Raw genomic sequence first — 12,721 nt, forward strand, 5'->3', positions numbered from 1 at the left:
CGGCGCGCTGCCTCACGCGGGTCGTGCGAGGAAATCAGGCCGAAGTCGCCGCGGTCCGGACGCCGTTGGCGAAGGGTTCGGCGTCGTTCGTTCCGCTGCCCCGGAGTTCCGGGACCGAGTGCGGTTCCGCTCCTGCCGTCAGAGTCCTCTCCAATGCGTCCAGCACCGCGGTGGTCACCTTCGCGGCCGCGGGGACGACATCGGCCAGGAGCAGATAGCCGTGCACCAGGCCCTGGCCCTCGACGTGTTCCACCGAGACGCCGGCTGTGGCAAGCCGGCCGGCCAGTTCGACCCCCTCGTCGTGCAACGGATCGCACTCGGCGGTGCCGATCACCGTCGGCGGCATCCCGTGCAGATCGGCGCGGAGCAGATCGATCGCCGGGTCGGTGCTCTGCCGCGGATCCTGCAGGTACTGCTCGTAGTACCACCGCAGATCGTCGACGTCCGTCAGATAGCCCGAGCCGTAGGTGCGGATGGACGGTGACTTCATCTCCGGATCGGCCGGCGGGTACACGAGCAGCTGCGCTCGGAACCCGACGGATCCGTGGTCCCGTTGATGCAGGGCGACCCCCACCGCCAGACCCGCCCCCGCGCTGTCGCCTGCGATCACGTGCTCACGTCCGGGGAACGCGCCGGCCGCCCATTCCGCCGCGGTGATCGCGTCATGGAGCGGGCCGGGATAGGGGTGTTCCGGCGCACGCCGGTAGTCGACGGAGACCACGACGGCTCCGAGGACGGCGGCGATGCGCCGGCAGACCCCGTCGTGGGTGTCGACATCTCCGACGGTCCAGCCGCCGCCGTGCAGGTACGTCACGAGGCGGCTCCGGTCGTTGATCGGCCGGTACGTCCGCACGCCGAAGCGGCCCTCCACGCCGTCGATCCGCTGATCGGTCACCGCGCGGACGGGTTCCGGCGCAGCACCACGGCGGGAGTTCGCCGCGCCTTCCGCATACCTCCGGCGCAGTTGGTCGACCGTGAGCGTGCGCGCCGGAGCCTGTGGGTCGACCGCCTGCCATTGGATCAAGGCGCGGATGAAGCGGTCCATGGGCACGAGACTCTCCTCGGGTCACACCAGCCAAGTGGTTGGCACGTTCAGAACCGCGCGGTTTGTACCCCCGGTTCGCCGAGTACGGCGCATCGGGCCGTCGTACGACCGCGGCGACCGCGGGCACAACTCCGTCGCGCGCTGCTGCCCGCCGGCGCTGTGCGAGGGGACGGACGATTGCCCGCACCATGTGCGCGGCTGGGCAGTGTCGGTGTTCCGCGACCCCGTTGCGACGATCGCCGCGCGAACGGCGGAGCAACCGAGCGCCGGACCGGGCCGACACCGGCACGCTACAACGAGCGCCCCCGCCTCTCGCATAAGCAGTTCTCACGACTTGCAGTTAAAACTTCAGGCCCCCGCACGGTGCGGGCCGGATCCGGCATGGAGGCGAGGGTCCGCCGAGGCGCGGCCCGACCTCCCTGCATCGGTCCGGCTCCGGGAACGCCGGAGAGGTGTCGGCGTCCCCGCACACATGGCACAGTGGATGCCGCACGTCATGCGAGGCACCTCTCCCGCGCCGTCGCCACCGGGCTGATCATTCCCGTTGCGATGAAACGGAGATTCGAATTCCGCATGTAACGCATGTGTCCTGAGTGAGCAGGGTGACAACCCGCCAGGCCGCTGCTAGCGTGTTCGCCACTAACGGGTAAAGATGGGGGAAAAATGTTCACCGACACTGTGCCCTTCTGTCCACTCACGAGTACCGCGATCCCGAGTTGACATGCGACACAGACGGTTCCGACCGTAGCCGGTAGCCCTGCCGGAGCTCACTCCTGTGAGGATCCCGCCCCCCGGTGCTGATCCGTCAAAAAAGGGCCGACCGTCCGGGTTGTTGAGGTCGAGCGATCACGGTGGCTGCCAAGTTCGGGCTCACCACGCCCGGGGGAAGGCGCTCGGACCGGACCCACTGCCTCCGCTCAAGCCGCCGAGAACCCTGCGGAGACAGAAACGAGGGTTGATCCATTTCCGGCCAATGACTCAGCGGAATAGCAGGAACAATCCCTGTTCGAACCACCGGACCGAAGCCCCCCACCAAACACGCGGCCCCCCGCATACGAAACGGCGTGCCGCCCCAGAGCTGACCAATCCCCCGCTCCCCGGCGGTGACAGCCGCATGGGCAACGGGCCGGTCTCGCCGACTTTTACCTTCGATACATTTCGCACAGGAGTGCTACTCTCGACGCTGCTTACCTGCCACTAGTCGGGTCGCCGCGGGCCACTCGGCTGACGATCGAAAATCTACGTTGGGGGACGAGTGGGAATCGACGTATTCATGTCCGACGGCCTGCATTTATCGCGCTTCGGGCTCACGGCACTGCTGGAGCGACACGAGGACATCCGAGTCGTCGGAGCAGCGGATAACAACGCCAGCGCACTGGAGTTCGCCGAATTACACCGCCCCGACGTAGTGATCCTCAGCTTAGAAGGCGCTGACAACGATGCAATCGTCATCGCCGAAAAGATTGCGAGCATCCCGGGCTGTCGAAGCATGCTGCTCGTCACCGCGTCCACCCGTTCGATCGTCCGCCAGGCATTCGCCGCCGGCATCGACGGAATCGTCGAGCGAAGCATGCGGCCACGCCAGTTCTTCGAAGCCATCCACCGTGTGCATCAAGGGGAGAGGGTCTTCGACGCGGAACTGATGGTCGCCGCGCTGGTCAACGAGGACTGCCCGCTGACCGAACGGGAGTTCTCCGTACTGGAGAACATCTCCCGAGGCGACACGATCGACGAGGTCGCGGCGCGTTTGCACCTCTCCCGAGGGACCGTACGCAACTACCTCTCGTCCGTGGTGGCAAAGCTCCACGCACGCAACCGAATCGACGCATTGCGGATAGCTCAGAAGTCGAACTGGATCTGATTTCCGCGCTCCCCGACGTGAACTCCCCGTCCGCCCGGCCGCTCTCCTCGGACGCCACGTCTCCTCCAGCGCTCCCGGCGCGCTCGCCGCGTCCTCCCTCAGTTGGTCCCGGCGGACTCCGTACGGCCGATCGACCCGCCGTCCCCTTGTCCGCGGGCCGCTGTGAACTCGTCCACCGCGCGGCGCACTTGGGCTCTCCTGCCCCGGCGCCGCGCGGGGATCGAGCCACTGGGCGGAAGTCCGGCCGGCGGGCTGGTTCCATGCCCGCCCGCGCTCGCCACCGTGACGCGCCTGTCGAGCCGTCCCCCGCTGGTCCGCCGGTTGTGCCCCCGGGAACGCCGCCGAACGTTCGCGCCGCTTCAGGCGGTCACTCGCGCGCGGCCTGAACTCCTCTACACGCAAGGTCGATACGCACGTGCAGGTCAAGGCCGAGCTGTGAAGCACCGCGGCGTCGGCCACGCCTCCCTGCCCATCCACGAGAGGGCAGCCACGAAGGGCCTCACTCCATGGAAACATCAGAGTTCTTGACACATCCGCTGCATGTGATCGCGGCGCTCGCCGTCGTTCTGCTCCTGGCACGTGTGGGACGGTCCTGCGCCCGGTGGCTGCGGCAGCCGGAAGTCGTCGGGGAGGTCACGGCCGGGCTGCTGATCGGCCCCGTCGTGCTCGCGCTCTCCAACCGCGAACTGTTCGACGCGCTGCTCCCACCCGCCGTGCTCGACCTGCTCAAACTGGTCGGCCAGACCGGGCTCGTGCTCTATCTGGTCGGTCTCGCCCACAAGTTACGGCTGGGCTCCGACGGACCTTCGAAGCGCACCCTCTCCGCCCTCGTCGCCGGCGCCTTCGCGCTGCCCCTCGTCACCGGGCTGATGCTGGTGGGCGTCATCGAGGTCACCGACAACTCGGGGGCCCGTGGCGAAGCGTCATTCCCCGCCTTCCTGCTGATGGTCGCCGTGGCCATGTCCATCACCGCGGTCCCCGTCCTGTCCCGCATCCTCAGCGACCGGCGCATGAACGATTCGTTCGAAGGGCGGTCCTCCCTGGCCGCCGCCGTGGCCATGGACGGCCTTGGCTGGATCATGCTCACGCTCGCCATCGGCCTCGGCGCGGACAGCTTGTCGGGACTGGGCGAATCCGGCATCGCGCTCCTCGTGGGCGGCGCCTGCGCGTTCCTGCTGCGCGTGGGTTTGCGCACCGGGCCGGCGCGCCGACTGTGCGTACGGATGCCGAAGACGTCCGCGGTCCTCCTCGGTGCAGCCGCGCTGGGTACGGCGCTGCTGACCGAGCACCTGGGCATGACCGCCATCGTCGGTGCCGCGATGGTCGGCCTGGCGATCACGGGGGACGCCATGGCCCTCTGGGCCGGCCCGGTGGCCACCGTGTCGCGCGCCGGGCGGGCGCTGACGCCCGTCTTCTTCGTGGTCACCGGCGTCACCGTGCTCATCAACGCGTTCACCGCCGCGCCCTGGACGCTGATCGCCGCCACGCTCGTACTGGGGTGCGTGGGCAAGCTGCTCGGCGGCTACGCCGGGGCCCGACTGGGCGGCATGAGTCCCCGTTCGGCCTGCCGGGTCGGGGCCCTGATGAACACCCGGGGTCTGACGGAACTGATCGTGCTCGAGGCCGGCCACCGCGCGGGAATCCTGTCCGCGCAACTGGTCCTGGCCCTGATCGTGATGGCCCTGGCGACCACGGCGATGACGGGACCGCTGCTCAGCCTCGTCGACCGCGCGGAGCGGCGCCGCGGCACCACGCAGACCGGCCCGGCGGCATCCCGCTCCATGGCGGCGGAGAGCAGTTCCTCCTGAGCGGCGTCGAACCGGCCTCGTCCACTCGCCACGGGAAGAGAAACGCCCCGGCAGGCATGCGAAATTCACAGGCCGTGGTGTGACACTAATATCGCGCAGATACCACGTCGGCAGATACCGTGATCACCTGGAAGCCCGATGAGAAATCCTGAAGCGCGATTCCGGGCAGTGCATTGGCCACCGAGCCGCCGGCACCTGAAATCCAGACTTGTTCCGCTCCAAGCGACGTCTTCGAGCGCGATTAGGATCGAGGAGAATCAATGGCTCGCACAAAAGCGTTCGCACTGAGCGCCGAGGAGCTTGAACAGTTCGCCCGTGATGGCTACATCGGCCCCTTCGATCTGTACACCGAAGAGGAGATGGAAGGACACTTCAAGGCGATCAGGCCGAAGCTGCTCCGCACCAAGACCTCCATCTACAGCGAGGGGCAGACGGAATCCGGCAACACGAACCTGGCGGCCAGTTACGACCGCCATCTCGATGTCGACTTCCTCGCCGAGCACATCACCCGTCCGGAGATCGTGGACCGGGTGTCGAGCATCCTCGGACCCGACACGCTCTGCTGGCGTACCGAGCTCTTCCCCAAGTACCCGGGGGACGAGGGCACGGACTGGCACCAGGCGGACAACTTCTCCAGCGTCGACGGTGCGAAGCACCCGCACATCGTCTGGCCGGAGGACGCGGAGTTCGGAGGAACCATCACCGCCTGGACCGCCTTCACCGAGGCGACGGTCCAGAACGGCTGCCTCCAGTTCATCCCGGGCACGCACACGTCGATGAACTACGACGAGTCGAAAATCATGGAATACAACCCGGACGTCATCAACAACATGGAGAAGGACGGGGTCAGGCGCGGACTCTTCGGCTATGACTACCGGCAGCTCCAGAAGGACCCCGACTGGAGTCCCGACGAGTCCAAGGCCGTCTCCCAGGTCATGCGCCGCGGACAGTTCATCCTCTTCTGGTCCACGCTCATGCACGCATCTCATCCGCACAGCGGAGAAACCGACCAGATGCGGCTCGGCTTCGCCTCTCGTTACCTTCCGACTCAGGTCAAGGTCTACCCGTTCTCCGACGAGCTCCATGAATTCGGAGCGCGGGCCAGCCTCAAGAAGTTCGGCAATGTGCTGGTGTCCGGCGAGGACCGGTTCGGCCACAACCGCTTTGCCGACAGCACCGTCAATGGATTCCGCTTCCCCGTGCACTAGGAGAGATGACGAATGAGCGACACGGACAACCGCATGGCACCGGAGACACTGCAGGCGTGGGTCATCGGTGAGTGCAAGCAGCTCGGTCTGCCGGTGACGGACGGTGCTGACGACTTCTTCGAGGCCGGAGGCACATCGCTCACCGCGGTGAAGCTGATAGAGCGGGCGGAACGAGAGTTCGGAGACGACTCGCTTCCCGCGGACGAGCTGTTCACCACGAGCCGGATCGTGGAGATCGCCGCCAGCATCCAGCGGAACAGCAAGCACGCCGCCCCGGTGTCGGACTAGCCCGGTGGGCGTGGCGGCGACGGACGACAAGTGGGTGATGACCCTCAAGGCGGTGGCCGAGCCGGCCAGCACGCTGTTCTGCTTTCCCTACGCGGGCGGGAGCCCCGAGACCTTCCGTGCCTGGTGCGACGGGATCGCGGATGACGTCGAGGTGTTGTGCGTGGTGCTGCCCGGTCGGGGACGCCGCCTCATGGAGCCCCGCCACGAGCGGTGGGAAACCCTGGTGGACGATGTCTTCGAGGCGCTCTCGCCGTATCTGAACCGCCGCCACGCCTTCTTCGGCCACAGTTTCGGTGGACGGCTGGCCTACGAGCTGTCCCACCTGGCCTCGGCCGCGTACCCCGGCATGACGCACCGGCTCTTCGTCTCCGGCTGCCGGAGCCCGGACGTGCCGCAGATGCGCCCCTACATGCACCAGATGACGGAGAGTGATTTCCGGAGTGCGGTGGCGAAGATGGGCGGCACGCCGACGGAGCTCTTCGACCAGGAGAAGCTGTTGCGGCTGCTCCTGCCGACGGTGCGCAGCGAAATCCAGCTCGCCGAGACATGGGATAACCGCCACAGCTCGGGTGTGGATGTTCCCATCACCGCCATATACAGCAACGAAGATGCGATTGACGGCTGGAGAACGATGCGCGGCTGGCAGGCGTTCACCACGCAAGGTTGCGAGCTGGTCGAAGTTCCTGGCGGACATTTCTTCGTGGACAGCCACCCGGAGCACGTGACAAGAATCGTCAACACACGTCTGAGGAATGTGGATGAATAAGATCGCCGTTTCGGAAGAGGCTCTCTCTATTCATCGGAAGATCAACGGGACCGATTCCGCGTATCCGGCAGAGAGCCTGAAGGAGCTCTTCGAGGCCGCTGCCGCCCGTCGTCCGGGGTCCGTCGCGGTCGTCCACCGGGAGCGCAGGTTCACGTACCGCGAGCTCAACGGCCTTGCGAACAGCCTGAGCGTGCGGCTCCGCACGGCCGGAGTGGAACCCGGTCACGTCGTGGGACTGTCCGTCAAGCGCTCACCGGAGATGATCGTCGCCATGCTGGCGATCATCAAATGCGGCGCCACGTACCTTCCGTTCGATCGCACCTGGCCGGATGAACGGCTGGGGGGAATCTTCGGCCAGGCGAGTTGCTCGGCCCTGCTGACCGACGCACCCGACGAGTTGACGGTGCGCTTCGCGGGGACGCGGGTCGTACCCGTCGAACTGCGGACGCTGGACTCGGACGAGAAGAACCCGTCCCTGCGGGTCGATCCGGACTCCCTCGCCTACATCGTCTTCACGTCGGGCTCGACGGGGTCCCCCAAAGGCGTTCCGATCCGGCATCGGGGCGTCGTCCGTCTGGTGTCCGACGCCAGTTTCGCCGCCCTCGACGCGGACGCCGTCATCCCGCAGCTGGCCTCGGTGTACTTCGACGCGGCGGCCTTCGAGATCTGGGGAGCGCTGCTGAACGGCGGGACATGCGTGCTCTACCCGTCCGACCACGTCCGGCTCTCGGAGCTGAAGCGCGTCGTGGAGCAGAACGGCGTCACCGTGCTCTTCGTGACGACGGCTCTTTTCAATGTGATCGTGGATGAAGCCCCCGGCACGCTCAACAGCGTGCGGACGATCCTCACGGGCGGCGAGGCGCATTCCCTGGGGCACATCGAACGAGCACGGAACCACTACGGGGACGGCAAGGTCGTCAGCGTCTACGGGCCGACCGAGTGTTCCGTGTTCGCCACGTATTATCCGGTTCGCCGTTCGGTCCAGGGCGAATCCGCGCTGCCGATCGGATTGCCCATTCAGAATACGTCCCTGTACGTCGTCTCGGACGGCAGGCTGTGCGCGCCCGGCGAGGCCGGCGAGGTGTGCCTGGGCGGACCCGGACTGTCTCCGGGCTATCTGGGAATGCAGGAGCTGACGACGGAGAAGTACGTCGAGTACGACATCGACGGCAAAAAGATCGTCCTCTACCACACGGGCGACCGCGGGTTCTTCCGGGAAGACGGCAACGTCGTCTTCCAGGGCCGCCTGGACGATCAGGTGAAGGTCAACGGCTTCCGGATCGAACTCGGCGAGATCACGCACTTCATGAACGAAGTGCCGTACGTCAAGCAGAGCTATGTCACCACGGCCGAGAAGGAATCCGGCGAGAAGGTCGTGGTGGCCTTCGTGGTGCCGGCCGACGCGGATTGCACACCCCAGGCGTGCCACGACCACCTGGCCACCAAGGTTCCCCGCTACATGCTGCCCGGAGAGATTCACGTGCGTGGCAGCCTGCCGCTGACGGGCTCGGGCAAGGTGGACCGGAAGGCGCTCCTGTCAGCCATCAACACCCTGAATGCAGACGAGAGAAGGGCACGGATCCAGTGACATCGACGGGCTTGAGCATCAAAGCAGCGACCCTCTGGCTTCCGCCGGGCAAGGAAGGTCCCGCTGACGGCGAGCTCACCTCAGCGGATATCGAGCGCATCGGTGTGTCGGAACTGCACGTCGCTCCGGACGACATCGCGCCGCCTCAGATGGCCGTGCTGGCCGCCAAGAGCACACTGGAGAAGAGTGGGATCGAGCCGAACTCCATAGGCTGCCTGGTCCATTCCTTCAGTTACCACCAGGGATTCGACATGTGGTCGCCGGCGCACTACGTCGCGTATCAGGCCGGGATCACCGACGGGCTTCCCCTCAATGTTCAGCAGCTCTGCAACGGTGGCGCCGTGGCGCTGCAGATCGCGGCCAAGTGGCTGGTCTCCACCCCTTCCACGAGCACGGTTCTCGTCACGAGTGGAGACCGGTTCTGCGGACCGGGGTTCGATCGATGGTCGTCGGACGACGACGCGGCCTACTCGGACTCGGCCACCGCGGTCCTGCTCGGCCGGACGGGAGAGGGCGACGACTTCCTTCATCTCCGTGCTCTGGAGATGGTGACGGACAGCGAGTGGGAGGTCCAGCTCCGCGGGAGTGCCGAGTTCACCTCCGTTCCGCTGGGGCATGGCACTCCGATCGATCTCCGGCCCGCCAACAAGGAATTCAGGGAATCCGGTGCGGCGGCGCGGATGGTCAAGCTCGGCGTTCCCAAGCTTCACGATCTCATCCGGCGGGCTCTGCGCACGGCGGGCATCGAGCCCGAGGACCTCAGCAGCATCGCGCTGCCGCGTCTCACCCGGACGATGCGCGAGGGCATGTTCAAGCCCGCCATCAGTGAGCTGATAGGAGGCGATCCCCGCTACATCGAGTACGGCACCGGCTGCCTCGGTGCCGGAGACCTCCTCGCGAACCTGGTGGACATCGAGGACAGCCTGAACCCCGGCGAATACGGAATGCTCATCCAGGGCACCGGCGGATACACGTTCACGTGTGCCGTGGTCCAGGCGCCCGAGAAGTAACGCGGAACCGGGGAGGCACGGCCATGACGCCGAGCACATGGGATCACGGAACGTACGCCCTCTGGCACGGGACTGTGCCCACGTCGACGATCCTCGACCGGAGCGGGCCGCAGGACCTCTGGGTCAGGGGCGAGGGGTCCTGGCTGATCGACGCTTCGGGACATCGCGCCCTCGACGCCCGCGCCGGGGTGGGCAACATGATGCTCGGCTACGGCCGGACCGACGTCGTGGAAGCGATGAGCCGGCAGGCGCGCGAGCTGCCCTACGTCTGCATGGTGCGGTGGGAACTGCCTGCTCCCGTGGTCGTCGAACTGGCGCAGGCACTCACCGGCATCGCCCCTTCGGGCCTCGACCGGGTGCGGTTCTGCCATACGGGCGGCGCGGCGGTCGAGAGCGCGATCCTGATGGCCCGCTCCTACCACCGGAACAACGGCCGGCCGGCCAAGCGGCTCGTCGTGGGCCTCCGCGACAGCTACCACGGCAGTCCGATGGCAGCCATGGCGGCGAGCGGGCAGCGCATGATGCACTGGCTCTTCGGTCCGATGCCGGAAGGGTTCTGCCACCTTCCGGAGCCGATCGGCGAACCGACCGAGGACTCCGGTGCCGAACTCGTCGCTCAGCTGGACGCGCTGGGGCCTGAGCGCATCGCGGCGATGATCCTCGAACCGGTGAAGGGCCGGAACGGGCAGCCCCTCCCCGACCCGTACCTACGAGCCGCACGTGAGTACTGCACGAAGAACGACATCCTGCTGATCTTCGATGAGGCGTTCACGGGGTTCGGGCGGATGGGAGAGATGTTCGCGGCCGACATCTCCGGGGTCTCGCCGGACATCATGTGCCTCGCGAAGGGCATCACCGCCGGCTACTCGGCGCTGGGGGCCGTCCTGGCGACGGACCGGATCTACCAGGCGTTCGGCACCGGCAGTACGGTGTTCGCCCACGCGTCGACCACGGACGGCCACCCGGTGGCCTGCGCCGCGGCGCTCGCCACCATCCGTGCGTACGCCTCGGAGGATCTGGTCGCCCACGGCCGGGTACTCGGCGAGCTCCTTCGCGATCGGCTGAGCGATCTGCTCAAGGGGACGCCGACGTTCGGGGGTGTGCGGGCCGTCGGCGCGTACGTGGCGATCGACCTCGTGGACGATGACGGCAATCCGCTCTCGATGCAGGACCGGAGCCATCTGGAGTCGGCGTGCCGGCGCCAGGGCTTGCTGATCCACTACACGCCCGACACCGTCGTGCTGATGCCTCCTCTGACGATGTCCACGGGGGAGGCGGAGTTCGCCGCGCAGACGTTCGCGAGCGTGGTGTCCGCTCTACGGCCGACGGTCGTCTCCCAGGACCTGTCTGATCACTGATCCTGTGGCGGGTCGTGGTGAGCTGACGGATGCGGCGTGGGAGCGGATAGCGCCGCTGTTGCCGGGTGTTGACGGGCGGGGTCGTCCATGGCGGGATCACCGGCAGGTGATCAACGGGGTGTTGTGGCGGTTGCGAACGGGTACTCCATGACCCGGTCGCCGCGTTCCGCAACATCGGCGCAGCGCTGCGCCCAGGCGGACGCCTCGTGCAGCTGGTCTGGCAACCGCCGACGGGCAACGAGTGGCTCCGCTCCTTCACCCGGGCCCTGGCCGCCGGACGACCGTTGCCCACGCCCCCGCCGGACGCACCCGGGCCGTTCTCGCTGGCCGACCCCGCGCGCGTACGGGCCGTGCTCGGCGCCGCAGGCTTCACGGACATCCGGCTGGAGCCGCACAGCGAGGAGATGTGGTTCGGTGAGGACGCGGCCGACGCGGAGCGGTTCGTGCTCGGCCTGCACGGCTGGATGCTCGACGGACTCGATGACGAGGGCCGACGTCGTGCTGTCGACGGCCTGAGAACCACCCTCACCGCCCACGAGACCGACGACGGCGTTCTCTACGCCTCGGCGACCTGGATCATCCGGGCGGCCCGCCCGTGACGAACCCCCCGTCGGCGCCCCCTGGGGAAGTTTTCGGACTCGGTGGTCGTCGTCAGCGAGCCGCCGACGAAGATCGCGCCGCCGAAGACAGGAGGGGGGAGGTTCGCGGGTGCGTGCGGAGGGCGGCGGCGGTGCATCCGGCGGGGCCGGAGCCGATGCCGTTGCGTATTCCGTCGGCGGTGTTCGAGTCGGTCACGCCGGTTCAGGCCTTCGGCTTGGCGTCGATCTCGGCGATCAGGCCCTCGATGAGGCCCTTGATCTCGTCGCGGATGGGGCGGACGGCCTCGACGCCCTGGCCGGCCGGGTCCTCGAGCTGCCAGTCGAGGTAGGTCTTGCCCGGGAAGTACGGGCAGGCGTCGCCGCAGCCCATGGTGATGATGTAGTCGGACGCCTGGGCGGCCTCGGGGGTCAGCACCTTCGGCTTCCGGTCGGAGATGTCGATGCCCAGCTCGGCCATGGCGGCGACGGCGGAGGGGTTGATCCGGTCACCGGGGACGGAGCCTGCGGAACGCACCTCGACGCGGTCGCCGGCGAGGTGGCGCAGGAACCCGGCCGCCATCTGCGAGCGGCCGGCGTTGTGGATGCAGACGAACAGCACGGACGCGACAGGAGTGGAGGACATCGTTCTTCCTTGGGGGTGAAGTCAACTACAGGGTTGGAACGAGCGGGTGTGTCAGACGCCGAGCTGACGTGCGGCGAGGCGCGCCACTCCGGTGAAGAGCCGCTGATCAGGCAGTGCGAGGGGCTGGGGCGAAGGCATGGGAACCCTCCACGGACTCCAAGAGGTCAGCCTGGACTGGTATCAGGACCGGGTGATGTGACAATATCAGTCCATGATGACGTCAGTCGACACTGAACTGATCCGGGTACTGGCCGACCCGCTCAGGCTCCAGATCGTGACCCTCCTCGCCAAGGAGACGCTCTGCACCACCCATCTCGTGGAGGAGACGGGTGCCAGGCAGACGAACCTCTCGAACCACCTGAAGGTCCTGCGCGAGGCCGGGGTCGTGGATACGGAGCCATGCGGGCGGTACATCTACTACCGCCTGCGCCCGGAAGTCATCGAGGCCATCGCCGGTCAGTTCGCCGACCTCGCCCGGACCGCGCGCGCCACCACCGAAGCGAACCTCAAGCGGTCCTGCCCCTAAGGGCTTGCAGAGAATCAACCTGTGATCGAACACCCTGCATGA

12 protein-coding genes and 1 pseudogene are annotated in these 12,721 nt (G+C 67.2%); 11 read left to right on the forward strand and 2 right to left on the reverse strand.

What is annotated here, in order from left to right; all coding sequences use genetic code 11:
• Window positions 1-34 precede the first annotated feature (34 nt).
• On the reverse strand, window positions 35-1,045 hold the full coding sequence (locus ACFY04_RS38005) for an alpha/beta hydrolase (protein WP_389124466.1): 1,011 nt from the start codon (window positions 1,043-1,045) through the stop codon (window positions 35-37).
• A 1,273-nt stretch (window positions 1,046-2,318) separates the two neighbouring features.
• Between ACFY04_RS38005 and ACFY04_RS38010 the strand changes: the two genes are divergently transcribed.
• From ACFY04_RS38010 to ACFY04_RS38055, 10 genes and pseudogenes are all read left to right on the forward strand, one after another.
• Window positions 2,319-2,906: a LuxR C-terminal-related transcriptional regulator gene (locus ACFY04_RS38010; protein ID WP_389124468.1), complete on the forward strand. Its 588-nt coding sequence runs from the start codon at window positions 2,319-2,321 to the stop codon at window positions 2,904-2,906.
• A 524-nt stretch (window positions 2,907-3,430) separates the two neighbouring features.
• Window positions 3,431-4,714, forward strand: coding sequence for a cation:proton antiporter (locus tag ACFY04_RS38015; protein ID WP_389124471.1), 1,284 nt, complete (start codon window positions 3,431-3,433; stop codon window positions 4,712-4,714).
• Window positions 4,715-4,974: 260 nt separating this feature from the next.
• Window positions 4,975-5,922 carry a chlorinating enzyme gene (locus tag ACFY04_RS38020; RefSeq protein WP_389124474.1) on the forward strand — a complete coding sequence of 316 codons (948 nt, stop codon included), beginning with the start codon at window positions 4,975-4,977 and terminating at the stop codon, window positions 5,920-5,922.
• A gap of 12 nt (window positions 5,923-5,934) precedes the next feature.
• Entirely contained in the window at window positions 5,935-6,210 is a 276-nt protein-coding gene (locus tag ACFY04_RS38025; RefSeq protein ID WP_389124477.1) for a phosphopantetheine-binding protein, read from the forward strand.
• 10 nt (window positions 6,211-6,220) lie between these two features.
• Window positions 6,221-6,976 (forward strand): thioesterase II family protein, encoded by a 756-nt coding sequence (locus ACFY04_RS38030; RefSeq protein WP_389124479.1) that lies wholly within the window; start codon window positions 6,221-6,223, stop codon window positions 6,974-6,976.
• Window positions 6,969-8,564 carry an amino acid adenylation domain-containing protein gene (locus ACFY04_RS38035; RefSeq protein WP_389124482.1) on the forward strand — a complete coding sequence of 532 codons (1,596 nt, stop codon included), beginning with the start codon at window positions 6,969-6,971 and terminating at the stop codon, window positions 8,562-8,564. The genes ACFY04_RS38030 and ACFY04_RS38035 overlap by 8 nt, the downstream gene beginning before the upstream one ends.
• Before the next feature lie 11 nt (window positions 8,565-8,575).
• The gene (locus tag ACFY04_RS38040) at window positions 8,576-9,574 is read left to right on the forward strand and encodes a ketoacyl-ACP synthase III family protein (RefSeq protein ID WP_389124485.1); all 999 of its coding nucleotides are present in this window, start codon (window positions 8,576-8,578) and stop codon (window positions 9,572-9,574) included.
• 23 nt (window positions 9,575-9,597) lie between these two features.
• Window positions 9,598-10,932: an aspartate aminotransferase family protein gene (locus ACFY04_RS38045; RefSeq protein ID WP_389124487.1), complete on the forward strand. Its 1,335-nt coding sequence runs from the start codon at window positions 9,598-9,600 to the stop codon at window positions 10,930-10,932.
• Window positions 10,933-10,936: 4 nt separating this feature from the next.
• Window positions 10,937-11,080, forward strand: a pseudogene (locus tag ACFY04_RS38050) (transposase); the annotation flags it as partial.
• A 58-nt stretch (window positions 11,081-11,138) separates the two neighbouring features.
• On the forward strand, window positions 11,139-11,531 hold the full coding sequence (locus ACFY04_RS38055) for a hypothetical protein (protein ID WP_389124489.1): 393 nt from the start codon (window positions 11,139-11,141) through the stop codon (window positions 11,529-11,531).
• Between the two features lie 202 nt (window positions 11,532-11,733).
• On the opposite strand, the gene ACFY04_RS38060 is transcribed toward ACFY04_RS38055, so the two are convergent.
• Window positions 11,734-12,153 (reverse strand): arsenate reductase ArsC, encoded by a 420-nt coding sequence (locus ACFY04_RS38060; RefSeq protein WP_389124492.1) that lies wholly within the window; start codon window positions 12,151-12,153, stop codon window positions 11,734-11,736.
• Between the two features lie 211 nt (window positions 12,154-12,364).
• On the opposite strand from ACFY04_RS38060, the gene ACFY04_RS38065 reads away from it, so the two are divergent.
• Window positions 12,365-12,679 (forward strand): ArsR/SmtB family transcription factor, encoded by a 315-nt coding sequence (locus ACFY04_RS38065; protein ID WP_389124495.1) that lies wholly within the window; start codon window positions 12,365-12,367, stop codon window positions 12,677-12,679.
• Window positions 12,680-12,721: the final 42 nt, after the last annotated feature.

The organism is Streptomyces sp. NPDC001549 (assembly GCF_042894025.1).
Lineage (GTDB): Bacteria > Actinomycetota > Actinomycetes > Streptomycetales > Streptomycetaceae > Streptomyces > Streptomyces kutzneri.

Bases quoted from the DNA above. Each gene is read 5' to 3' on its own strand.
- ACFY04_RS38025 (WP_389124477.1), top strand. From the start codon at position 5,935: ATGAGCGACACGGACAACCGCATGGCACCGGAGACACTGCAGGCGTGG.
- ACFY04_RS38020 (WP_389124474.1), top strand. From the start codon at position 4,975: ATGGCTCGCACAAAAGCGTTCGCACTGAGCGCCGAGGAGCTTGAACAG.
- ACFY04_RS38010 (WP_389124468.1), top strand. From the start codon at position 2,319: ATGTCCGACGGCCTGCATTTATCGCGCTTCGGGCTCACGGCACTGCTG.
- ACFY04_RS38065 (WP_389124495.1), top strand. From the start codon at position 12,365: ATGATGACGTCAGTCGACACTGAACTGATCCGGGTACTGGCCGACCCG.
- ACFY04_RS38005 (WP_389124466.1), bottom strand. From the start codon at position 1,045: ATGGACCGCTTCATCCGCGCCTTGATCCAATGGCAGGCGGTCGACCCA.
- ACFY04_RS38060 (WP_389124492.1), bottom strand. From the start codon at position 12,153: ATGTCCTCCACTCCTGTCGCGTCCGTGCTGTTCGTCTGCATCCACAAC.
- ACFY04_RS38045 (WP_389124487.1), top strand. From the start codon at position 9,598: ATGACGCCGAGCACATGGGATCACGGAACGTACGCCCTCTGGCACGGG.
- ACFY04_RS38035 (WP_389124482.1), top strand. From the start codon at position 6,969: ATGAATAAGATCGCCGTTTCGGAAGAGGCTCTCTCTATTCATCGGAAG.